Source organism: Photorhabdus laumondii subsp. laumondii, from assembly GCF_003343245.1.
GTDB lineage: Bacteria > Pseudomonadota > Gammaproteobacteria > Enterobacterales > Enterobacteriaceae > Photorhabdus > Photorhabdus laumondii.
The window spans coordinates 1,161,565-1,182,298 of the sequence record NZ_CP024901.1; the positions used below are offsets into that span (position 1 = coordinate 1,161,565).

General features: G+C 42.9%; 21 protein-coding genes and 1 pseudogene. 1 reads left to right on the forward strand and 21 read right to left on the reverse strand.

Annotation, left to right across the window (positions count from 1 at the left end):
* Window positions 1–88 precede the first annotated feature (88 nt).
* The 15 genes and pseudogenes from PluTT01m_RS05050 to PluTT01m_RS05115 all read right to left on the reverse strand — a co-directional run bounded on the left by PluTT01m_RS05050 (window position 89) and on the right by PluTT01m_RS05115 (window position 12,678).
* Window positions 89–409 (reverse strand): contact-dependent growth inhibition system immunity protein, encoded by a 321-nt coding sequence (locus PluTT01m_RS05050; protein ID WP_011145341.1) that lies wholly within the window; start codon window positions 407–409, stop codon window positions 89–91.
* Between the two features lie 4 nt (window positions 410–413).
* Entirely contained in the window at window positions 414–596 is a 183-nt protein-coding gene (locus tag PluTT01m_RS26820) for an RNase A-like domain-containing protein (RefSeq protein ID WP_157852125.1), read from the reverse strand.
* Window positions 584–757, reverse strand: a pseudogene (gene tssD / locus PluTT01m_RS05055) (type VI secretion system tube protein TssD); the annotation flags it as partial. The gene PluTT01m_RS26820 and the pseudogene tssD, both read right to left, overlap by 13 nt.
* Before the next feature lie 263 nt (window positions 758–1,020).
* The gene (locus PluTT01m_RS05060) at window positions 1,021–1,332 is read right to left on the reverse strand and encodes a YjeO family protein (RefSeq protein WP_011145342.1); all 312 of its coding nucleotides are present in this window, start codon (window positions 1,330–1,332) and stop codon (window positions 1,021–1,023) included.
* Between the two features lie 437 nt (window positions 1,333–1,769).
* Window positions 1,770–2,660: a 4-hydroxyphenylacetate catabolism regulatory protein HpaA gene (gene hpaA, locus PluTT01m_RS05065; RefSeq protein ID WP_011145343.1), complete on the reverse strand. Its 891-nt coding sequence runs from the start codon at window positions 2,658–2,660 to the stop codon at window positions 1,770–1,772.
* A 25-nt stretch (window positions 2,661–2,685) separates the two neighbouring features.
* The gene (hpaX, locus tag PluTT01m_RS05070) at window positions 2,686–4,062 is read right to left on the reverse strand and encodes a 4-hydroxyphenylacetate permease (protein WP_011145344.1); all 1,377 of its coding nucleotides are present in this window, start codon (window positions 4,060–4,062) and stop codon (window positions 2,686–2,688) included.
* A gap of 96 nt (window positions 4,063–4,158) precedes the next feature.
* Entirely contained in the window at window positions 4,159–4,965 is an 807-nt protein-coding gene (hpaI, locus tag PluTT01m_RS05075; protein WP_011145345.1) for a 4-hydroxy-2-oxoheptanedioate aldolase, read from the reverse strand.
* Between the two features lie 11 nt (window positions 4,966–4,976).
* On the reverse strand, window positions 4,977–5,780 hold the full coding sequence (hpaH, locus tag PluTT01m_RS05080; protein WP_011145346.1) for a 2-oxo-hept-4-ene-1,7-dioate hydratase: 804 nt from the start codon (window positions 5,778–5,780) through the stop codon (window positions 4,977–4,979).
* Window positions 5,781–5,784: 4 nt separating this feature from the next.
* The gene (locus PluTT01m_RS05085; RefSeq protein ID WP_011145347.1) at window positions 5,785–7,257 is read right to left on the reverse strand and encodes an NAD-dependent succinate-semialdehyde dehydrogenase; all 1,473 of its coding nucleotides are present in this window, start codon (window positions 7,255–7,257) and stop codon (window positions 5,785–5,787) included.
* Window positions 7,247–8,476: a Bcr/CflA family multidrug efflux MFS transporter gene (locus tag PluTT01m_RS05090; protein ID WP_011145348.1), complete on the reverse strand. Its 1,230-nt coding sequence runs from the start codon at window positions 8,474–8,476 to the stop codon at window positions 7,247–7,249. The genes PluTT01m_RS05085 and PluTT01m_RS05090 overlap by 11 nt, the downstream gene beginning before the upstream one ends.
* Before the next feature lie 2 nt (window positions 8,477–8,478).
* Window positions 8,479–8,865, reverse strand: coding sequence for a 5-carboxymethyl-2-hydroxymuconate Delta-isomerase (locus PluTT01m_RS05095; protein ID WP_011145349.1), 387 nt, complete (start codon window positions 8,863–8,865; stop codon window positions 8,479–8,481).
* 13 nt (window positions 8,866–8,878) lie between these two features.
* The gene (hpaD, locus tag PluTT01m_RS05100; protein WP_011145350.1) at window positions 8,879–9,757 is read right to left on the reverse strand and encodes a 3,4-dihydroxyphenylacetate 2,3-dioxygenase; all 879 of its coding nucleotides are present in this window, start codon (window positions 9,755–9,757) and stop codon (window positions 8,879–8,881) included.
* A 64-nt stretch (window positions 9,758–9,821) separates the two neighbouring features.
* Window positions 9,822–11,288 (reverse strand): 5-carboxymethyl-2-hydroxymuconate semialdehyde dehydrogenase, encoded by a 1,467-nt coding sequence (gene hpaE / locus PluTT01m_RS05105; RefSeq protein ID WP_011145351.1) that lies wholly within the window; start codon window positions 11,286–11,288, stop codon window positions 9,822–9,824.
* The gene (locus PluTT01m_RS05110) at window positions 11,288–12,049 is read right to left on the reverse strand and encodes a fumarylacetoacetate hydrolase family protein (RefSeq protein ID WP_011145352.1); all 762 of its coding nucleotides are present in this window, start codon (window positions 12,047–12,049) and stop codon (window positions 11,288–11,290) included. Before PluTT01m_RS05110 ends, hpaE begins: the two co-directional genes overlap by 1 nt.
* On the reverse strand, window positions 12,046–12,678 hold the full coding sequence (locus tag PluTT01m_RS05115; protein WP_011145353.1) for a fumarylacetoacetate hydrolase family protein: 633 nt from the start codon (window positions 12,676–12,678) through the stop codon (window positions 12,046–12,048). Before PluTT01m_RS05115 ends, PluTT01m_RS05110 begins: the two co-directional genes overlap by 4 nt.
* 386 nt (window positions 12,679–13,064) lie before the next feature.
* On the opposite strand from PluTT01m_RS05115, the gene hpaR reads away from it, so the two are divergent.
* Window positions 13,065–13,511, forward strand: coding sequence for a homoprotocatechuate degradation operon regulator HpaR (gene hpaR, locus PluTT01m_RS05120; protein ID WP_011145354.1), 447 nt, complete (start codon window positions 13,065–13,067; stop codon window positions 13,509–13,511).
* Between the two features lie 76 nt (window positions 13,512–13,587).
* On the opposite strand, the gene PluTT01m_RS05125 is transcribed toward hpaR, so the two are convergent.
* From PluTT01m_RS05125 to PluTT01m_RS05150, 6 genes are all read right to left on the reverse strand, one after another.
* A complete protein-coding gene (locus PluTT01m_RS05125) occupies window positions 13,588–14,331 on the reverse strand; it encodes a 4'-phosphopantetheinyl transferase family protein (RefSeq protein ID WP_011145355.1) in 744 nt (247 codons plus the stop codon).
* A gap of 45 nt (window positions 14,332–14,376) precedes the next feature.
* Window positions 14,377–15,387 (reverse strand): fimbrial protein, encoded by a 1,011-nt coding sequence (locus tag PluTT01m_RS05130; protein WP_011145356.1) that lies wholly within the window; start codon window positions 15,385–15,387, stop codon window positions 14,377–14,379.
* A gap of 407 nt (window positions 15,388–15,794) precedes the next feature.
* Entirely contained in the window at window positions 15,795–16,775 is a 981-nt protein-coding gene (locus PluTT01m_RS05135; protein WP_011145357.1) for a fimbrial protein, read from the reverse strand.
* Window positions 16,776–16,802: 27 nt separating this feature from the next.
* Window positions 16,803–19,298, reverse strand: a complete 2,496-nt coding sequence (locus tag PluTT01m_RS05140; RefSeq protein ID WP_041379947.1) for a fimbria/pilus outer membrane usher protein — start codon at window positions 19,296–19,298, stop codon at window positions 16,803–16,805.
* A 23-nt stretch (window positions 19,299–19,321) separates the two neighbouring features.
* On the reverse strand, window positions 19,322–19,990 hold the full coding sequence (locus tag PluTT01m_RS05145; RefSeq protein WP_011145359.1) for a fimbrial biogenesis chaperone: 669 nt from the start codon (window positions 19,988–19,990) through the stop codon (window positions 19,322–19,324).
* Window positions 19,991–20,046: 56 nt separating this feature from the next.
* Window positions 20,047–20,556, reverse strand: a complete 510-nt coding sequence (locus PluTT01m_RS05150) for a fimbrial protein (RefSeq protein WP_011145360.1) — start codon at window positions 20,554–20,556, stop codon at window positions 20,047–20,049.
* Window positions 20,557–20,734: the final 178 nt, after the last annotated feature.

The window sequence follows — 20,734 nt, forward strand, 5'->3', positions numbered from 1 at the left end:
GCATTTGTCAGCTTATCTATGTACTGCAATTGTTCTCTTATTTCCATTATATTTAACCTCTTTATTTCTTCATTTAAGAATAATTTAATTACTCATCTTGTTCAGTATGCTCGTTTAAATAATCTTGTGACTTGTTTGACACATGCGTTAAAAACTCAAGTGCTGTCATACCCCACCCTTCGGGGAGAACGTCAGCATCATGGTAATGATAATCAAATGTGCTCTCTACATCTTCAGAAGAGTCAATAAGGTCGTTGATTTCTTCTATTAACCCTTTTCTCATTCCCTGAGATGCGTCATTAAGAAAATCATTGATAACATCATCAAGCTCGGGACCTGATATTATATCGAAGTCCTGATTAAAGTAAGCATGCATTAAAATATCTAGAAATGGATATTGTCCGGTCATTAAATTAGCCCTTTGGAAATGCTGTTAATATATAAAATGGTTTACCATTGTATTCAGAATACCTTAGAACAACCCTGACTTTATATAACTTTTCTACATATTTAGATCCTTTAGTAACACCAAAACCAATAGAGGTACTTGAAATGTATTCAATAGGTGCAGTGGTTCCTTCTCCGGATGATGGGATACGTGTTGTTCCCTTGTCATTAAATGTTGAAGCGAGTAAATAAAAATTTCATTCTCATGACCGTGCTGGTAATTATTTCCTATGGAGTTTAAGGAGCCGCAGCCAGCGGAGATTAGCCCCTGTTTTTTGCCTTTCAATGTTAAGTAAATGATATTTGCCATACTGGTTGTTCCTCTAATGTGCTTTTTTTATCCTGCTGTAGGGTGTGTGCAAAAAGCAATCAAAAATTTATAAATTTAAGATAATTTACATTTGTAAGAGGAATAATTTGATAAAACCAAAATGCTTAGAAATAGGGTATCAAAGTATTAAGAGCAACGTAAAAATCTGAACTGTTAAGGTATCGTATTAGTAATAATCGCATAGCGTGAGTTGACATTCAGGTAACACCCAGTGGCCGCTACCCGAATAATTTGAAACTATCCTAAACGCATACGATTAATCTGATAAAAAATCGCCACATCCAGTATCCTAGCAAAGCAAATGTAATGACATTAAGAGAAAGTGATTTGAATCTTTTCTTCACGGTTGCATAAATTAAGGGGGACATAATCAGTAAACATGTTGGAGCAAATACATCACGATTATCATCTATCAGCTCTCTGTAAACAGTACAGAGATTATCTATATCCTGACCACCGATATAATGCTCTTCTTCTAAGTATGACATCATATATATAAATAACGCACAAAAGATAGCATAAGTGATATTTAAAACTATAGCTGATTTGCTCATTCTGAAATTCTCATGATTATATGAAGTCTATGACATCAAAAGGTGGGAACCCGAATTTACCTGCCATATAGTAAGGATTTTGCATATGCTGTGTTTCCTTTTCTTAAATAAATTTATACCCGTTATCCTTCAAGTTGCCTCTTTGTTGGCTGCACTTGCTCACCCCGGTCACATAGTTATCTATGCTCCCGGGGATTCACTCCCTTGCCGCCGCGATGCATCTTGAAATCCATAGGGTATATTTTTATCGGCACTCCGGTTGCCATCATTTATCCTTCAAAAGTTCCAGTGAGTTACAGAGTCTCAGTATATTCAGAATTTTAATTCTTGGAAGAGATTTTGTAATAAAACTGAGTCAGTTTAGCACGAATTAATAGCACGAGGTTTGCTGAACAGGCAGAATAAAATGCCGGGCTTGGTATAATTAGCAGGGATATTTATTTTTCGTGAATATTTCTTTCTCGCCAATAACTAGGTGAGCAGCCAACTAATCGATTAAAGAAGCGGGCAAAATAGGCGGGATCTTTAAATCCAAGCTGATAAGCAACTTCAAATACTGGGCAATCACTGAATAATAATAGCCGTTTGGCTTCACGCAGTTGACGATCGAAGATGAGTCGTTTTGGTGGACGATTGGTAAACCGACGGCACATATCTTTTAACCGCGATTCTGTAATATCTAACTTATGAGCATATTCCGGTACGGAAAGATGATGATGATAATGATTGTCTATTAATTGATTAAAGCGCTGAAACAATTTAATTTCTCCTCGCACGCCATTAACCGGGTGATCATCAAGAGGAATATTGCGCAATAACTGGGTAAATATGGCTTGTGCTAAAAATGTCAGCGATTGCTCTCGACCAATAAAGTTATTCGATGATTCGCGGGCGATTAACGCCCAATAGTGATTAAAAGCGGCCAATTCTTCCGGTTTATCGACGACGGATAAGCAAATAGCCGGAATATCAAGAATATCTTTATTAGCTGGATAGAGTGATTCCAATAACGGTAATATCAGATCTTGCCGTACGGTAAGGACATATCCGTCACTGTCATCTTGAGTGAAAAAAGCGTGAGGAACGGAGGGCGGTGTCAGGATAAACAGCGGTGCCTGTACAGAATAGTGTTGAGCATCTAACTGTAATTCAATATGGCCGGTGATCAAAAAATGAAGTTGGAAGAAACCATCGTGACGATGAGCTTGCATATTACGACCAAAAAATGCTGCCATCCGACCAAAGGTTTGATAGTGCACATCATCAGTGCCTTGGGTTTCATCATAATCCTTGCTGATATCAATATTGGCAATGATAGGCTCAGTCATGATGGTTTTTCCTTTTTATTGAAAATTACGGCGCTGTTCTCTGTCTGGCGTGTTTCATTGGGATCAACCAGATAATGGCTGCGCCAACGACCAGCAATCCGGCAACGAAATAGAGCCCGGTATTAAAGCTTCCTGTCTGATCTTTCAGCCAGCCGATTAATAACGGGCTGAGTGCTGAACCTATGTTGCCTGTAGCGCTAATAACCGCAATGCCGATCGCTCTTGCACGTAAACTGATAGCTTGATCCGGCGTTGTCCAGAAGACCGCCATTGCGGTAAATGAACCGGTTGAAGCCATAATAATCCCAATGAGCTGAATGACACTGTGGTTGGTCAATGAGGTCAATATCCAGCCCACGGCGGCGAACAGATAGGGTAGAGCTGTATGCATTTTACGTTCTTGTAACCGGTCTGAACGGCGACTCCAGTAAATCATGCCGATGATGGTACAAAACTGAGGAATAGCGGTCAGGATACCGATCATGATGTTACTGCTGCCCTGATTGAAGCTTTGCACAATCTGTGGCGTCCAGATATTAATCGCACTCAAGGTATTGGTTAAACAGAAGTAAGCCAGGGTATACATCAGCATGATCGGCGCGAAAATTTCACGCCATATACTGGGTTTTTGCATTGCCTGATGAGTTGATGAGCTTGCTGGTTGAACCAGAGCGGGCTGGTCGTTATCCATCATCTCTTGTAAGCATTTTTTGTCCTCATCTGTCAGCCAGTTAGCGCGTTTGGGTGAATCATCAAGATAGAACCAAACGACAATTCCCAGTAGTACCGAAGGAAAACCTTCCAGCAGGAATAACCATTGCCAGCCGTGAAGGTTCATGAGGCCATCCATTTCCAGAATATAACCGGAAGCCAGAGAACCAAACGCCATCGTCACCGGCATTGCCACCATAAACAGTGCGTTGGCACGGGCGCGATAGTAAGCCGGGAACCAATAAGTCAGATATAACAGGATGCCCGGCACGAAACCTGCTTCGGCGATACCGACCAGCATCCGCAAGATATACAGACTGGTTGGTCCGGTAGCGAACATGGTGGCAGTGGAGGAGATCCCCCAGAGCACCATAATCGTGGCTATCCAGCGTCGCGCTCCGACAATGCTTAGCATAATGTTGCTAGGAATACCGAAAATGACATAAGTGACATAGAACAGCGTTGCCGCCAGACCGAACATGGTTGCGTTCAGTCCAAGATCTTTACCCATTGTCAGGCCGGCAAACCCGATATTAATTCGATCCAGAAACGAAAATACAAATAAGACGAACAGGAAAATAATCAGGCGACGGAATAGCTTATTAATGACGGATTGCTGTTGTGCCGTCAGCGGTTTATGTTGACCAACCGGAAGATCCGGCTGTTGCACAACAGTTGATGAATCGCTCATTATCATTTTCCTTACTTACTGTTTTATGTGTATTACGTTGTCTAGGAAATTAAATGCTTGTTGAGTAAATCAATTATTAAATTGTGGTTGCTGAGATTAATAAACACCGGATAAAGGTGCTACCGGCGGCTCTTTATCCGCGATAAATCGTGCTGCCAGCGCTTCCGCTGTCCGAGCCAATAAAGTTGTATCAATACCCACAGCAACGAATAGAGCACCGAGTTTCAGGTAGTGCTCGGCAACATTGGGTGCGGACATCAGAATGCCCGGCGCTTTACCCGCCGCTTTGATTTGAGCGATGGCTTGCTCAATTGCGTCTTTCACTTCAGGATGTTGCGGATTATTGGTAAAGCCCATATCGGAACTGAGATCCGCCGGACCGATAAAGGCACCATCCACACCGTCTACTTTGAGGATCTCCGGCAGGTTACGGAGTGCTTCACGGGTTTCTACCTGAACCAGAACGCAGATTTCATCGTTGGCACGATGCAGATAATCAGGAATTCTGTTCCAGTGGGAAGCTCTTGCCAGAGCGCTACCCACACCACGGATACCCGCCGGTGGATAACGGGTTGCCCGAACCGCTTCGTAAGCCTGTTCGGCGTTTTGTATCATGGGGATTAATAACGTTTGGGCACCGATATCCAGTAGTTGTTTAATGATGACCAGATCATTCCAGGGCGGACGCACAATGGGATGACTTGGATAAGGGGCGATAGCTTGCAACTGGCTTAGAATCGTCTGAATATCGTTCGGTGCATGTTCGCCATCAATAAGTAGCCAGTCGAAACCGGCTCCGGCCACTAATTCAGCACTGTAGGGGTTACAAAGCCCCAACCATAGACCGATTTGTGGCTGGCCTGCTTTTAATGCCTGTTTAAATTTATTGGTTAACCGATCCATATTTTTCCTCGTTAAACAAAACGGCAACTGATAGCACCGAGGGGGCCATAATCCACATGGAAGGTATCCCCTTTATTGGCTGGAACCGGGCGGGTAAAAGAGCCGCTGAGAATGATTTGTCCTGCCTCAAGCTGAACACCATGTGGGGCCAGTTTGTTTGCCAACCATGCGACACCGTTAGCTGGATGATTAAGTACCGCCGCCGCGACACCGGATTCTTCAATCACGCCATTGCGATAGAGCAGGGCGCTGATCCAGCGCAGATCAAACTGATCGGGCTTAATCGGACGGCCGCCCATAATGACGCCGCCGTTGGCGGCATTGTCAGAAATCGTATCGAACACTTTGCGTGGGCGCTTAGTTTCCGGATCGATGTTATGGCAACGGGCGTCGATCAATTCCAACGCTGGAATGATGTAATCGGTCGCGTTGTAAACATCAAACAGTGTGCAGTTCGGGCCACACAAAGGTTTTGCCAGAATGAATGCTAGCTCGACCTCAATACGGGGCACAATAAAGCGATCACATGGAATATCACTGCCATCAGGGAAAAACATATCGTCCAGCAAAGCGCCATAATCTGGCTCACTGATTTGTGAGCTGGCTTGCATGGCTTTTGAGGTCAGGCCAATTTTATGGCCTTTGAGTACCCGACCTTCGGCAATTTTCAACTCCACCCAGTGACGCTGAATAGCATAAGCATCATCGATGGTGATTTCAGGGTAATCCAATGAGATCTGGCGTATTTGTTCACGGCTTTTTTCTGCCTGATGCAGACGATGTGCAACCTGTGATACGACTTCTTTCTGTAACATGCGGTTAAACTCCTGTGTCTTCTATGCCACCAAAGCAGAGATATTTCACTTCCAGATAATCTTCGATACCGTAACGAGAACCTTCACGTCCCAGGCCCGATTGTTTAATGCCGCCGAATGGGGCGGCTTCATTAGAGATTAAACCTTCATTGATCCCGACCATACCGCTTTCCAGCGCTTCTGCCACACGGTAGATCCGGCCGATATCGCGGGAATAAAAATAAGCGGCTAGACCAAATTCAGTCTCATTTGCCAGATGGATGGCTTCTGCTTCATCACGGAATTTGAACAGGGGAGCAATAGGGCCGAATGTTTCTTCTTGGGAGATAAGCATGGATTTATTGACATCAGCCAGTACGGTAGGTTCGAAGAACAGACCGCCCAGAGCGTGTGGTTTACCCCCGGCCAATATGCGTGCACCGTGGGAAATGGCGTCACTGATGTGTTCCTCGACTTTATCGACGGCGGCTTGATTGATCAGGGGGCCTTGTTGTGATTTAGCGTCGCTAGCCGGGCCAACCTGCAACTGATTAACGGCTTGTGCCAGACGTTCGGCGAAGGTGTCATAAATGGTTTCCTGTACCAAAATTCGGTTAGCGCAAACACAGGTTTGACCGCTGTTGCGGAATTTAGCTATCAATGCTCCCTGTACAGCGGCATCAATATTAGCATCATCAAAAACGATAAATGGCGCATTGCCACCCAATTCCAATGATAGCTTTTTCACGGTGTCGGCACTTTGTGCCATCAAGAGCTTACCGACACGGGTTGAGCCAGTAAAAGAGAGTTTGCGAACAATCGGGCTTTGGGTCATAGCTCCGCCGATGGCTTTCGCATCGATGCCGGTCACCACATTGAATACGCCAGCGGGAATACCGGCTTGTTCCGCTAGCGCAGCCAGAGCCAGAGCGGAAAGTGGGGTTTCCGAGGCGGGTTTTAGGATCACCGTGCAGCCTGCTGCCAGAGCAGGGCCAACCTTGCGGGTGATCATGGCATTGGGGAAGTTCCACGGTGTGATGGCCGCCACAACGCCAATAGGTTGTTTGATCGTGACAATCCGGCGACCAGGCAATGGGCTTGGAATGGTTTCACCGTAGGTGCGTTTACCCTCTTCCGCAAACCACTCGATGAAGCTGGCACCATAAGCGATTTCGCCCATCGCTTCTGTCTGTGACTTCCCTTGCTCCCGGCTCAACAATTCAGCCAGTGCCGGTTGATTTGCCATCATTAACTGAAACCAACGTTGCAGAATCTGGCTGCGTTGTTTGGCTGTCATGGTTCTCCAGGCTGGTAGGGCTTGTTGAGCGGCTGCAATTGCGCGTTCTGTTTCGGCCGCACCCATATTACTGACGTGGGCAATCACTTCACCATTTGCTGGGTTAGTCACCTTAAAAGTTGCTTGATTGTCGGCATCAACCCACTGCCCGTTGATATAAGCTTGTTGACGCAGTAATTCGGTATTTACATTATTTGTCATGATTTTTTTCTCCTAAAGACACTTGTGTGAGGGGTTTTCGCCGGTAGAAAGTGGCTAGCTGCTGGCATAACCAACTCAATCCAGCACAAACAGTCATTACAAGGGCCATAGCAAAAGGGGTTTCATCTTGTAGTAAAGAGACGGCAACACTGGCGAATGCCGCCATAGCAAATTGTGCGGAAATAGCGAGCGCACTGGCGCTGCCGGCAAGTTGACCGCGATGTTGAAGTAATAAAGAGAGGCTGTTAGTACCAATGGCATTAACCAGCGAGATAAACAGTACGACCAAAATGACGATCACCGTCAGACTTTGCTGATAAAAGATAACCAATAAGATGCCGAACAGTAATTGAGCACTGGTTTGGATAAATAACAGACGGGAAACATCGTAGACTTTTAGTAAACGGACATTGAGCAGCACTACTGCCATCATGCCTAGCGCATTACAGGCGAACAGTAAGCCGTAGTAATTCGCCGGAACCTGAAAATAGTTGATATAGACGAAAGGGGAACCACTGATAAATGCGAACATGGCGGCACAAGTGAATGCCAATGTGCCGATAGTTGCCATAGCTTCACCGTCAGTCAGTAACTTGCCGTAATTTTTAAACGCAGTGATAAGTTTTCCGCCGTTATGCTGGGCGGGTAGCGTTTCTGGCAAGAAAAATAGTAATAATATTCCACTGATACAACCGAACAGGCCCAATAGCGTAAATATGGCCTGCCAATTGAAATAAGTTAACAGTAAGCCACCCAGTAATGGCGCGATAAGCGGCGCTATCATGGTCACCAAAGTCATGAGTGATAGCACGCGTGGTAATTCCTGCGGGCCGTAGATATCACGGGCGATCGCTCGGCCCATGACCACCGCGGCACCGCTGCCAAATGCCTGTAATGCGCGCAGTAAAATCAGTTGTTCAACTTGTGTCACCAAGGTACACAACGCACTGGCAACGACGAATAATGCGATACCGCTGAGCAGCAGTTTTCTGCGCCCTAAATGGTCGCTCAGTGGGCCGTATAACAGCATGCCAATACAGAAACCGGCGAAAAATGCGCCTAAAGTATGTTGCATCTGCCCTTGTGTTGCCTGTAATTGCCTTGCCATTTCCGGCAAGGCTGGCAGGTACATATCAATCGACAGCGGCCCGAAGGCCACTAGCGCACCTAATAAAGGGATTAACCAACGAGGAGGATGCTGATGAAAGGGCTTCGGCATCACTACTCCTTACGAAACAAGGCGTGGACGTTGTTTTGTTTGTAGTTCAATACCGGGTCTAATTCTTCCATCGTAAAAGAGAGGGCAAGGTAACGTTGTGCCATCAGCGAGGCAAAATGTTGTTTGATCAGAGGAAACAGTATCTCACCAACCTGTTGACGGCTTTCAAGGCTGCGTCCTGCACCGATTTTTAGTGTCATATGGACGAAGGCGTAATCATGTTGACCATCGGCCATTTGCCAAGTATCCAGCCAGATGGCACGGCTGCGTATGCCGCCTAATGGAAAAATGCCGGTATCTGCCAGCGCCTGATGCACTTTGGCAAACAACTCCGGCAAATTGGCTTGTTCGCGGATATTTTCCGTACATTCAGCATAAAAATGTGGCATAGGTTGCTCCTCATCAGGGGATCGCGGGTTTATCGGTGATGTAATCAGGTAGTGGAAATACGGCGTTGACTTGTCCGGTGCCGGAACTGGCAAACAGTTCAGTCAGAAATTCCACTTTACCGTCATATTTATCCCAACCGAGTAGACCTAATAACATCACCGTGTCGTGCATATTGCCTTCGCCATAACAATAATCTGCATATTCCGGCAGCATCTTGCAGAACTCTTTGAATTTGCCCTCTTTCCAAAGTTGAACCACCCGATGATCCATCTGTTCATCAAATTCTCGGGTGTAGCTATTCATGCCCTCTTCGGCGCGTTGATCATCAATAAAACGGTGAGAAAGGGAACCGCTGGCGAATACCGCAACGGTGCCATCATATTTCTCAATCGCTGTCAGAATTGCCTCTCCAAGACGACGGCTATCTTCAAAAGCATGGACAGTGCAGAATGCGGAGACTGAGATAACTTTAAAATGTCGGTCACTGTTCATGTAACGCATCGGTACCAGCGTGCCGTACTCCAGTTTCAGGCTTGGGATTTCATGCGCCTGAGCACGCACGCCGACATTGCGTGCCTCTTCTGCGATCATTTGTCCCAATTCAGGGTTACCGTCATATTCATAACTCATATCCCGGATGAAGTGGGGTAATTCATTACTGGTGTAAATGCCGGAGAAATGGTCGGCACAATTGATGTGATAGGCACTATTCACCAGCCAGTGCGTATCAAACACAATAATGGTATCGACACCCATTTCGCGACAACGGCGACTGATCTCTTTGTGACCATCAATAGCTCCCTGACGGCAACCGTGATGCTTCCCCGGTAGTTCAGACAGATACATGGATGGCACATGTGTAATTTTGGCTGCTAACGCTAACTTACCCATAAAATCCTCATTTGATATCAGGACGGCGAACCGGAATTCGCCGTGGTTAACGCTGACGGAACGGTTATACCCCCCAACGTGGGATTGGATGATCCCCCATCGAGATACAGACGTTTTTCATCTCAGCAAACACTTCAAAACTGTATTCACCGCCTTCACGGCCGGTGCCGGAGGCTTTCACGCCGCCGAATGGTTGACGCAGGTCACGGACGTTCTGGGTGTTGACAAATACCATGCCGGCTTCAATATTGCGGGCCAGCCGCAAGACTTTGCTGACATCCTGCGTCCAGAGGTAAGAAGCCAGACCGTACTCCACGTCATTTGCCAGGCGCAGACCTTCTGCTTCATCTTTGAATGGCAGCAGGCAGGCGACAGGGCCGAAGATCTCCTCCTGAGCAACCCGCATACGGTTATCAACATCCGCCAGCACCGTTGGGCGCAGGAAATGGCCGTCTTTTAGGTGTGCCGGTAAATCAATCGGTTTGTCTGGTCCACCTGCCAGCAGCGTTGCACCTTCCTCTATTCCCAGACGGATGTAACCGGAGACTTTCTCCCAATGCGGCTTGCTGATAAGTGCACCGATCTGGGTAGTTGGATCTTGTGGATCACCCACCCGCAAACGATTAGCGCGTTCAGCAAAACGCTTAATAAACTCAGGGTAGATACTTTGCTGAATGAAAATGCGTGAACCGGCGGTACAACGTTCACCATTGATAGAGAAAATGGTGAACAGCGCGGCATCCAGTGCGCGCTCAATATCCGCATCTTCGAAGATCAGAACCGGAGATTTACCCCCTAGCTCCATTGAATATTTTTTCAGGCCGGCATTTTTCATAATCTGACGACCGGTTGCTGTGCCGCCGGTAAACGAAACCGCGCGTACATCGTGATGTTTCACCAGCGCGTCACCCGCGGTAGCACCATATCCCTGAACCACATTCAGCACACCCGCAGGGATACCCGCTTCTAGTGCCAATTCGCCTAAACGGTTGGCGGTTAATGGGGAGAGCTCTGACATTTTCAGCACTGCGGTGTTACCTAGTGCTAAACAGGGGGCAACTTTCCAGGTGGCGGTCATAAATGGCACGTTCCACGGAGAAATCAGTGCACAAACACCGACGGGTTGCACCAAGGTGTAGTTGAGCATCTTGTCATCAACGGGATAGGTACGGCCGTTCATTTGCTGACAAATCTCAGCAAAGAAGTTGAAATTGTGAGAAGCGCGAGGGATCAAGACATTTTGTGTCTGATGAATGGGCAGACCGGTATCTTTGGTTTCCATTGCCGCGATTTCAGGCACATTCTCATCGATCAATTCACCCAAACGGCGCATCAAGCGTGCACGCTCTTTCATCGGCAGATCAGCCCATTTGGGAAAGGCTGCCTTTGCGGCGGCAACGGCTTGATCAACCTCTTCTTGACCGCCGGAAGCGACTTCGGCCAGCACTTCGCCGGTAGCCGGGTTTGTGGTTTCAAAATAGGTTTTACTGCTGATGTTTTTGCCGTTGATCCAATGGCTAATGACGGTCATTACAGACTCTCCTCATACTCTTGCTGGCTGACAATACGGTTAACCAGACGCCCAACACCTTCAACTTCAACAATAACTTCATCTCCCGGTACCACATCGGATAATCCTTTTGGCGTGCCGGTGGCGATCATGTCTCCCGGTTGCAGCGTCATGAAGTCGCTTAGATAAGCGATCAAAAATGGAATATTGAAGATCAGATCAGCGGTTGTACCGCGTTGACGCAATTCACCGTTAACCCAAGTGCTTAATGTCAGATTATGCGGATCGGGGACATCTTCTTTATCGACGAACCACGGACCGATGGGGGTCAGTGTATCGCGGCTTTTTACCCGGAGATTAGGACGATAGTAGTTTTCCAGATAGTCACGGATTGCGTAATCGTTACAGACGGTGTACCCGGCAACGTAATCCATCGCGTGTTCTTGAGTCACTTTGTGGGCGGTTTTGCCGATGATAACCACCAGCTCGGCTTCATAATGCATATATTCCACATGATCAGGGCGAACGGAAACCTGACGATGACCGGTTAGCGTATTGGCGGCCTTGATAAAAACCAGAGGTTCTTCGGGGGGCTTAAATTCCAGCTCAGTGGCGTGATCAGCATAATTTAAACCGAGGGCAAACAGGGTACCGTTTGCGGGTGGCAGCCATTGAACGGATTCGCTGTTGATTTTACTGCCATCAGGCAGGCAGACATTTTCCTGTTCATCGACAGTAACAATCAAATCGCGACCTTGATAGTGAACTCTTGCGTGTTTCATGCTTTTTCTCCCACTTGCACAACCTGATTTTCCAGTGATGGAAAACCTGCTGCCCGAATAACAACTTTGTCGCCCGGTTTGATAGCCACGCGTTGGTGTGGCGTTCCAAGCAGGATCACGTCCCCCTCTTTGAGGGTTGCGAAATCACTCAATGCTGCAACTAATTCCGTGGCTGAACGCACCAGATCGGCTGTTGACCAGCGATCGACTTCCTGACCATTGATTTCGGTAATGATATCTAACGCATCAATGGATTCAGGATGAGTCATCTGGCCTATGGGGCAAAAACCATCGCGACACTTAGCTTTTATTGCCGGACGATAGAAAGCGGTTTCAGGCAGGCTGACTTCATTAGCTAATGCATAACCTGCGATATATTCGGCCGCATTTTCAATGGCAACTTTGCGGGCGGTTTTACCTATTATTAATGCCAGCGTTGCACCGCTTTGAACCTCTTCACCTACCGGGTGGGGAATTGCTTCACCGGAGGTGATAACGGTATTGCGGGGTTTAATGAACCATACTGGTGTTTTAGGCAGAGTGTTATAAGGTGTTTGCTGAAATGAGCCATGCCAGAAATCTACCTGGCTCTGGTGGTTGAGGGCTACGGCGAAGACAGTGCCTTTCATTAACGATTCCTCATAAACTTAAACGGGCGGTTTTAAGATGCATTTATTAATATATTAATAAGCTACGGGGCGCGTTGTTGCAATATGTTAATGTGTTTGTTAATTTTAATTGTGATCTCAGTAACAATATCTCCACTAAATTTGTTTTTTATCATTATTAATCAAGATATTAATCTTTTTTCGGATAAAGGCGTTACTCTTGCATTAACTTTTTATTAACTTTATTTTTAGGGTTAATTTTTGTTTACTTATTAATATTTTTATGATTTTTTCTTTGTGGTTGACTGAGGGACGTGCTAGTCTTTTTTATTGTGGTTATAGAGTGAGATAGTACTTTCAACAGAGAGTAAATCAGTGATTAACTAAAATAAGAGCCTTCATTACCCATGCATGAATCTCTGACAATTGCATTACTTCAAGCGCGAGAAACCGCGATGGGTTTTTTTCGCCCAATCCTTAAACGTCATAATTTGACTGAACAGCAGTGGCGTATTATCCGTGTACTGTCTGATAATCGGTCGATTGATTTTTATGATTTATCCTGCCAGACCTGTATTCTTCGTCCAAGTCTGACCGGGATATTGACTCGCATGGAACGTGATGGCTTGATCTTTCGTCTTAAACCGATGAATGACCAGCGCAAACTTTATGTTTCTTTGACGCAGGATGGTCAGAAACTTTATGAAAAGGCGAAAGAGCAGGTGGAACAGGGATATCAGGCGATTGAAAAAGCCTTTTCGCCGGAGAAGATGGTTCAGCTTTCAGTATTGTTGGAGGAATTAATTGCTGTTGGTAAGAACTCACTGATAAATACAGGAAAGGATATTAAATAAATAGCATTTTTATTGAAAACGATGGTAATGAATAATCGTGAAATTGCTGAGCAGAATCAGCAATTATCGATTTTGGTTATTGAATAATTAGCGTTAATATTTCCTGTGGGTAGATAATAAATTGCCCACGAAATAGTGTACCTGCCGGATAATGAGGGGTGAGTGTTTCCCGCAGCGCTAATGTTATTTCATTATTTTCCAGGGATAGGGCAATAATTTCAGCCGCTTCAAAGCCAAAGAACCGTTTTACTTGTGGATAGAGTGCTTTATACAAACTCTCTTTTACAGAAAAGGCAAGGGTAAATGCTTGTTCAAGTGGTAAATGGCAATGTTTCAGAAGTTGAATTTCCTTGTCATTCACAATCATTTTTGTGATTTCATCTATATTTTGACGATCGACGATAGCTTCTATATCAACACCAATTAATCGGTTATGAGTTTGCGGTGCAGCCAGCACAATTGCACAATGAGATGAATGAGAAACAGAACCACAAATATTCTGCGGCCAGATTGGCGCGCGATCATGACCAGAGATCAAATTAAATGCTGGTTGTCCTAATTGTGCTAAAAGTTGTCTGGCACAATAACGTGCTGCCAGATATTCAGCCCGCCGTTTCTTGACGGCTTTAGTTAAGGTAGCAGGGAAGGGGAGATTTAACTGTTCGAAGAGTTCATCGTGATAATAAGAAAGATCAAAGCGGGCATGCCAGAAATGTACTTGAGGGTGTTTAACAACCGTTCCATACTCGATTTGAGTGATAAATCCGTTGTCATATTCTGGCAGTGATGCTTGATTGGTGTGTATAACTGTCTGTTCCATGTTAATTATCCAGATAAGGAAATGCTGCCCAGTTTATACTGAATATCACTCATATTGAACGGTAAAATGTGCTATTGCGTTAGCTTTTCCACCTGTTATTCTATCATCGGTTTGATAATAACGGGCGGTGAAAGGTAAATTATAACGAGAATTCCTGTCAGAATAGCCTACAGCAAATGGTTTCCCAATAGGAACGGGCGTTCCCATATATAAAATTTGCACACCAACCCCTTTGGCTGTATTTGTTGCATTAGTTCTGTTTAATTGAATAATACTCTCTGGGGCATCACTGATTGTTCTTGCGGAAAATGTAATTGTAGGTTTGATTCTTTCTGTACATTCAATGTTGATATTAAAATCAGCATGGCCGGCAGTTGTTCCTTTTCCTTTAAACGAAGAGCTGTAAACATCATGAAATCTAACGGTTTGATCGCCAGATAGCGCCATGCAACCTTGAGCAGTAACATGATATCTTGTTTTGTTTCTTATTGTTATTAGACGGATGCCGTTCGATGTTTGTAATAGGGAAATTATTCCAGCGTGTAATGATTTTCCTGATTTAATTTCACCCTCTTTATAGAGATAAACATCAATATCACCGATATCTTTCCAGGTAATTTTTTTCTTTTCTGGCGGGTAATAGATATAACTTCTACCATCAATTGTGGGATATTTCATATTATTTAGATTTCCAGTAGCAGCAACAAAATATAAATAGAGGTTATCTATACCTGTTGTTAACTTTCCTGTCCCATGCTCCGTGTTACCGGCCATGCTGGGATAAACACTTTCACCAAAAACCAAATATCCGTTGTCATCACATGAAAAAATAGGATCATTTATATTGAGCCCCATGCTGCTAGCTAATTGTTCAGCACTGAATCTGACAACATGAATACTTTTAGTATTTGATGTGTTTAAGTTTAATTTAAGTGAATTTAAATCAAAATATACAGTGCCGTTACCCGTTGTGGATTCTGAAATACAAGCAGCATGTATTTTATTGATATTGAAAAGTAAAACAGCAGAAATTAATAACCGTAAATAATATTTCATATCTATGCCTATTGAGATTTATTCTTAATTGCTGACAACATGAATTATTAATAACATCACTTATTAATAACACTATTTATACCCGTCATCTTTCAAGTTGCTTCTTTGTTGGCTGCACTCACTCACCCCGGTCACATAGTTATCTATGCTCCCGGGGATTCGCTCCCTTGCCGCCGCGATGCATCTTGAAATCCATAGGGTATATTAATAAAGTAATGAAGTGAGAGTGGCGCGGCACCACTATCTTTTCGGTATAAGTTATCAGTGGAATTAATATGGCAGATCTATTTATCGTCTAAGTCAGGTTTTAATTCTGCTGTATTATTAACACCACTGAGGAAAATTTCTCTTTTTTCTCATGTTATCGTGATGTTAGTAATTTAAGTCAAATTGGATGGTTTGTAAAGCTATTTGTATTTAATTGTAAATTGCACTAATGCATTAGCGGTTCCACCTGTTATGGTATCATCAGTTTGATAGTAATGAGCGAAAAGGGGAATAGAATAAACCCCGATCCTACCGGAAGGCGTGACTGTAATCGGTTTTTGCATAGCAACAGGTATTCCTTTATGGATCATTTGAACACCAACGCCTTTAGCTTCTTTTCCTGAACCGTATTTGTTTAATCTAATAACACTATCCTTATCTTTGTCAGGTACTTCTGCAATGGTTTCTCCTGAAAAAACTATGGTAGGAAGAATATTACCTTTGCATTCAATCGATATATTAAAGGGAGACGATTTACGTGCTGCTTGCCATTTCCCATTAAAATCAGAAATTTTATGGCTGCCTAAAACCAGTTTCCGGTATGGTGTTGATGTCATACAACCGGTATTTTTAATGACATTTTCTTTTTTATATTTGATTCTTATTAACTCTTTATCATCATATGTAGATAAAGATGAAATTAATCCTTTTTTTAATTTATCTTTTGGTGTTAAATCTCCATGTTGGTAAAGGTACACCTGTACTTCACCTATATCTTTTAAACTTAATTTCTTATTTTTAGGATTACTTTTTCCACTTCCAAGGTATTTTACGTAAAAAGATATATTATTCGCACTTGTTTTTATCAAGCCGCTATTGTTAGGATTATTAGCAGGTGCTATTTTATTTGGTGCTGTTTTAAAGAGAACTGTTGCATTACTATCGCAATTAGCAATAGCTGCATCGGCTTTAATACCTATTTTGCTAGCTAGTTCCATTGGTCCATATTGCGCGATAAGAATATGTGCTTTATGGTTATTAGGTGAATTGATAATTTCATTTATCTCAACATTTAAATCAATTGATTTAAAATTCTTGCTTAATTTACATGTGGCAATTGATTTTGTAATATTGAGTAATGTTAGTAATAACGTTGCTAAAATAATTAATTTATTTCTCATGCTTTTCCTAGGTAAATATTAATTTAATTACTGACAGCGTAATGAAGTCAGAATAATACCATTAATTTTTTGATATAATTTACTATCGAATTTAATATGACAACTTTGTTTCTCGCCTAAATCAGCGGTTAATTTTGCTGTGTCGCTCACACCACTGAGGAAAACTTCGCCTTTTTCATTCACCATGCCATTGACATTATCTGGGCCTGTAATTATCGTGCCGAATGGGAGTTTCTTACCGTGATGTTGTAAAGTTAAAAATACTCGATGACCAACACGAATAGAATAATCCGCTAAGACCAAAGCTCCTTTGGTTGGAATGACCTTAGTGGTTGGGTTATCAATATCTACGTCATCACCGAATGTATTGGTATCAAGGGATAACATATTTTCCCGATATTGCGATATATAAGGCACAATGGTATATCCCCGCCAATCTGTACTGATAGAGGTATTATTCAGTACCTTGGCATTGGTTGCCCCGGGGGCACGAATTAAGGCGCTGGCACCGCTTTCGCTAATATTTTGTGCCAGAGTAACGCCATAGGGATGGGCAATAATAGCTCCCTCTAATCCATAATTAACTCGCTGATTTTTTCTATGATCGGTGGTATAACCTACATTAATTGAACCATATGAGCCTCGGTAATATAGACTGGCGGCATTACCTGATTGTTTTTCTTTCTCTGATTTTTCGTAGCTGTAATCCTGAGAAATCATATAGTTCAGATTTTGTTGTTCCAGTAACGAGCCGGATAATGTCATTGAATGCTGGCTGCTACCGTTGGTGTTATAAGCGGTATCATAATCTACCGATGCGCTGTGATTATCTGATGGCAGCCATTTATCCAGAGGAATACTGATATTGAATGAAAAAACTTGATCATTATTAATACTTGAGCGATTACGATGATAATTGTAGCTTAATGATAAAGAGATATCATGAATATTAGTGTTATAGGACATAGAATATGACTGATTCTTACGGGTTTTATCTTGCCAATAATCTTGCTGCCAGGCCGATAATGAAAGATTACCATATTGTCCTAAATTTTGGCCCATCGTTATTTGCATCCGGTTTTTAGGCGCACTATTTCTGCTATGATCAGCAAATGGGTCGTTATTATTGGAATAGTTATTATTGGCATCGCTAAAGCTGTAATAACCATTGGTATTGTAGCGATAACCGGCTAATGTCACCGTTGTATTAGTTTCAGTAAAACCTTTACTGTAGCGTATCTGATAAGATTGCCCGCTTTTCTTTTCTCCGTTTGGGAAATGGGTTGCTGCATTGGTGACATCGATTGATACCGCACCAATTTTTCCCAGATTATGCCCTAAACCTAATGCATGGCTTTGATAGTCAGAGGAAATAATCACTCCACCATAAATGGTGGTGCTATCCCATAACCCATAAATAGCTTCTGTTTGAATAAATCTTTTTTTACTGGCCTGTTTACCACCGCTGAATTTACCGATATTAGCAAAATATTTCATTTGGCCGGCACGGATCATTAATGGTGAGGCAGCAAAGGGCTGAGTAAATTTTCTGATATTGCCATTTTCTTCATAAATAGATATTTCCAGATCACCATTCAGGTTACTGGGGTAAATATCAGTAATTTCAAACGCGCCTGGTGGAACAAAAGTCTGATAAATAATATTATCTTTTTGGTGCACTTCTACTCTTGCGTGAGTCATAGCAATACCGCGGACAACAGGCGCAAACCCTTGCTGGCTATCTGGCAACATTTGGCTATCCGACATCAATTTAATGCCATTAAAAGTGAAACTATCGAATACCATGCTATCGGTGGATGTTTCACCCAATACCAGACGAGATCTTAATGGGCGAATATCCCGTTCAGCATAGGCTTTAAGCGATTGCCATTCAGATGTTGTACCCGTATGGTTGTAGTAACTATTATGACGAATTCGCCACGGACCTAAATTAAAGCCACTACGTAAATTCAGATATTGATTCTGTTCACTTTGATTTTTATTCCAAGATTGCATTCCTGTTAAATGATAATTGGTGAAAAACATCGGCAAACCATCATCCCACTGCTCAGGAGAGATATCGCCCCTGATTTGCGATTGCATGGCAGCTTGCGGAAAATTTAGCATCAGCGTCAGAGCACTTAGATCCAGCTCTGCTGACGCTTGTTTAATATATTTCTCAGGTTGAGAAATGATCTCTTGTTCAGCAAGGGATGCTAATTCTGGGAAGCTTGCTATTTTTACCCCGATTTCTTTCAGTAAACGGATAGATAATTCAGGACAAAGTTTCTCACCACAGTCAATAAAGGACAGGCTTTTAATGCCAATATCCCTTTTATTGACGATAACGTTAACTTTATAGATACCTGGAATATGGGCGTCCGTTTTTGCCAGACTCTCCAGATTAATATTTTCTCTGTCTTCGTCTGATAATTGTAATGCATTGATATCGAAATACAGCTCTGCATATGCTGGCAACGATAAACAACAAATCATTAAAGCAAAGCTAATTATTTTTTTCACAATACACTCATCAGACAATATTATCAGAAATTAAACTGGCGCTCTTCTGTTGTGCCACCGTAATCGTTGATAGCAGTCAGAGTTACGCTTTTTATGTCATTTTTGGTTGAAAATACCTTATGACTAAAAGGGGGAATAAATCCGGGTTTAGGTATTAATGTTCCGTTAATTTTCATCTCATTAAGATTAACGTAATAAGCTGTGGGGTTAGTTAATTGAACACCATGGGCATTACGTGATGCTGCCAAACGATTAATGGCATCATTAGCCTCGTTATCAGATAACCCGGATGGACGATAAATCAATTTGATAATATTTTTTATCGTGATGATCATCTTGCTATTGTCATTTTTTTCAACGGCCGGGATCGCATTGACATTAAGTAAAAATATCGATTCCCGATCCACAGGCAGATGATTGCCGATATATGAAGCACGGATCTGGTGTTCGCTCTCTTTCGACATCTTAAACAATGGTGGAGTAATAACGAACGGTACTTTATTTTGATTGTTATCGATATTATCTACCCACGACTGTACAAGATAAGGTCTTTCTGTATCCGAGTTGGTAATAGAAATCGTGGCTTCTTTTTGTGAGCCATTATAGATCAGGCGAGTTCCGCCTAAAGTAATCCCTGCTTGTACTTGTCCCATAAAAAAGACAAGCAAAAAGGGAGTAATAAAGCGAAGCATTTTTACTCCTTTGGTTATAAAAATGTTTAATTATATTAAAGATGTTTATTCGATGATTATGGATATATGATTGTGAAATTGAAAGTTTTATCTATAGAGCCAATCGAAACATTATTTTTTGTTGAAATTAGTCCTGCTCTGAAATTCATAGTGGCGGTGTTACTTGCAATTGTTGCAATCCCAGGGACATTTGTTCCTGGTGCTATGTTGTTTCCATCACTTCCTTTGAGTATTTGAATACCTACGCCGGCAAGTCCTGAACTGTAAACATTTTTATTATCAGCGTCAGGTCCGCCGTCAAATGAGATACCTAGAGCTCCTGTCACATCACAGGATGTTAAGGAGATAGAAAAATCTTTACTTATACCAACTATATTTGCCTTTCCTCCAAATGCGTTTTTTGACAACTTACCGAAGTCTACTGCAACATCTTTGGTAGTTATCGTACACCCTTCATTAATAATCGTACCTCGGAATTTAATTGTTCCATCATAAGATAACGCACTGAAACTACTGAAAACTGCTAATACCGTCACTAAAGAAGCCAAAATAAAATTCTTTTTCATTTAAAAATACCTTACCTTAATAAATATGTTTTTTAGTCTTGTCTATACAATAAAGATATATATCTGACCATTAGGATAGTTTAATGGTTGATAATATCATTGAAGTCATTTTTATCATGGTATATACCCGTCATCTTTCAAGCTGCCTCTTTGTTGGCTGCACTCACTCACCCCGGTC

Excerpts from the sequence above, each read along its gene's own strand:
- PluTT01m_RS05050 (WP_011145341.1), bottom strand. The coding sequence starts at position 409 with ATGACCGGACAATATCCATTTCTAGATATTTTAATGCATGCTTACTTT.
- PluTT01m_RS05060 (WP_011145342.1), bottom strand. The coding sequence starts at position 1,332 with ATGAGCAAATCAGCTATAGTTTTAAATATCACTTATGCTATCTTTTGT.
- hpaA (WP_011145343.1), bottom strand. The coding sequence starts at position 2,660 with ATGACTGAGCCTATCATTGCCAATATTGATATCAGCAAGGATTATGAT.
- hpaX (WP_011145344.1), bottom strand. The coding sequence starts at position 4,062 with ATGAGCGATTCATCAACTGTTGTGCAACAGCCGGATCTTCCGGTTGGT.
- hpaI (WP_011145345.1), bottom strand. The coding sequence starts at position 4,965 with ATGGATCGGTTAACCAATAAATTTAAACAGGCATTAAAAGCAGGCCAG.
- hpaH (WP_011145346.1), bottom strand. The coding sequence starts at position 5,780 with ATGTTACAGAAAGAAGTCGTATCACAGGTTGCACATCGTCTGCATCAG.
- PluTT01m_RS05085 (WP_011145347.1), bottom strand. The coding sequence starts at position 7,257 with ATGACAAATAATGTAAATACCGAATTACTGCGTCAACAAGCTTATATC.
- PluTT01m_RS05090 (WP_011145348.1), bottom strand. The coding sequence starts at position 8,476 with ATGCCGAAGCCCTTTCATCAGCATCCTCCTCGTTGGTTAATCCCTTTA.
- PluTT01m_RS05095 (WP_011145349.1), bottom strand. The coding sequence starts at position 8,865 with ATGCCACATTTTTATGCTGAATGTACGGAAAATATCCGCGAACAAGCC.
- hpaD (WP_011145350.1), bottom strand. The coding sequence starts at position 9,757 with ATGGGTAAGTTAGCGTTAGCAGCCAAAATTACACATGTGCCATCCATG.
- hpaE (WP_011145351.1), bottom strand. The coding sequence starts at position 11,288 with ATGACCGTCATTAGCCATTGGATCAACGGCAAAAACATCAGCAGTAAA.
- PluTT01m_RS05110 (WP_011145352.1), bottom strand. The coding sequence starts at position 12,049 with ATGAAACACGCAAGAGTTCACTATCAAGGTCGCGATTTGATTGTTACT.
- PluTT01m_RS05115 (WP_011145353.1), bottom strand. The coding sequence starts at position 12,678 with ATGAAAGGCACTGTCTTCGCCGTAGCCCTCAACCACCAGAGCCAGGTA.
- hpaR (WP_011145354.1), top strand. The coding sequence starts at position 13,065 with ATGCATGAATCTCTGACAATTGCATTACTTCAAGCGCGAGAAACCGCG.
- PluTT01m_RS05125 (WP_011145355.1), bottom strand. The coding sequence starts at position 14,331 with ATGGAACAGACAGTTATACACACCAATCAAGCATCACTGCCAGAATAT.
- PluTT01m_RS05130 (WP_011145356.1), bottom strand. The coding sequence starts at position 15,387 with ATGAAATATTATTTACGGTTATTAATTTCTGCTGTTTTACTTTTCAAT.
- PluTT01m_RS05135 (WP_011145357.1), bottom strand. The coding sequence starts at position 16,775 with ATGAGAAATAAATTAATTATTTTAGCAACGTTATTACTAACATTACTC.
- PluTT01m_RS05145 (WP_011145359.1), bottom strand. The coding sequence starts at position 19,990 with ATGCTTCGCTTTATTACTCCCTTTTTGCTTGTCTTTTTTATGGGACAA.
- PluTT01m_RS05150 (WP_011145360.1), bottom strand. The coding sequence starts at position 20,556 with ATGAAAAAGAATTTTATTTTGGCTTCTTTAGTGACGGTATTAGCAGTT.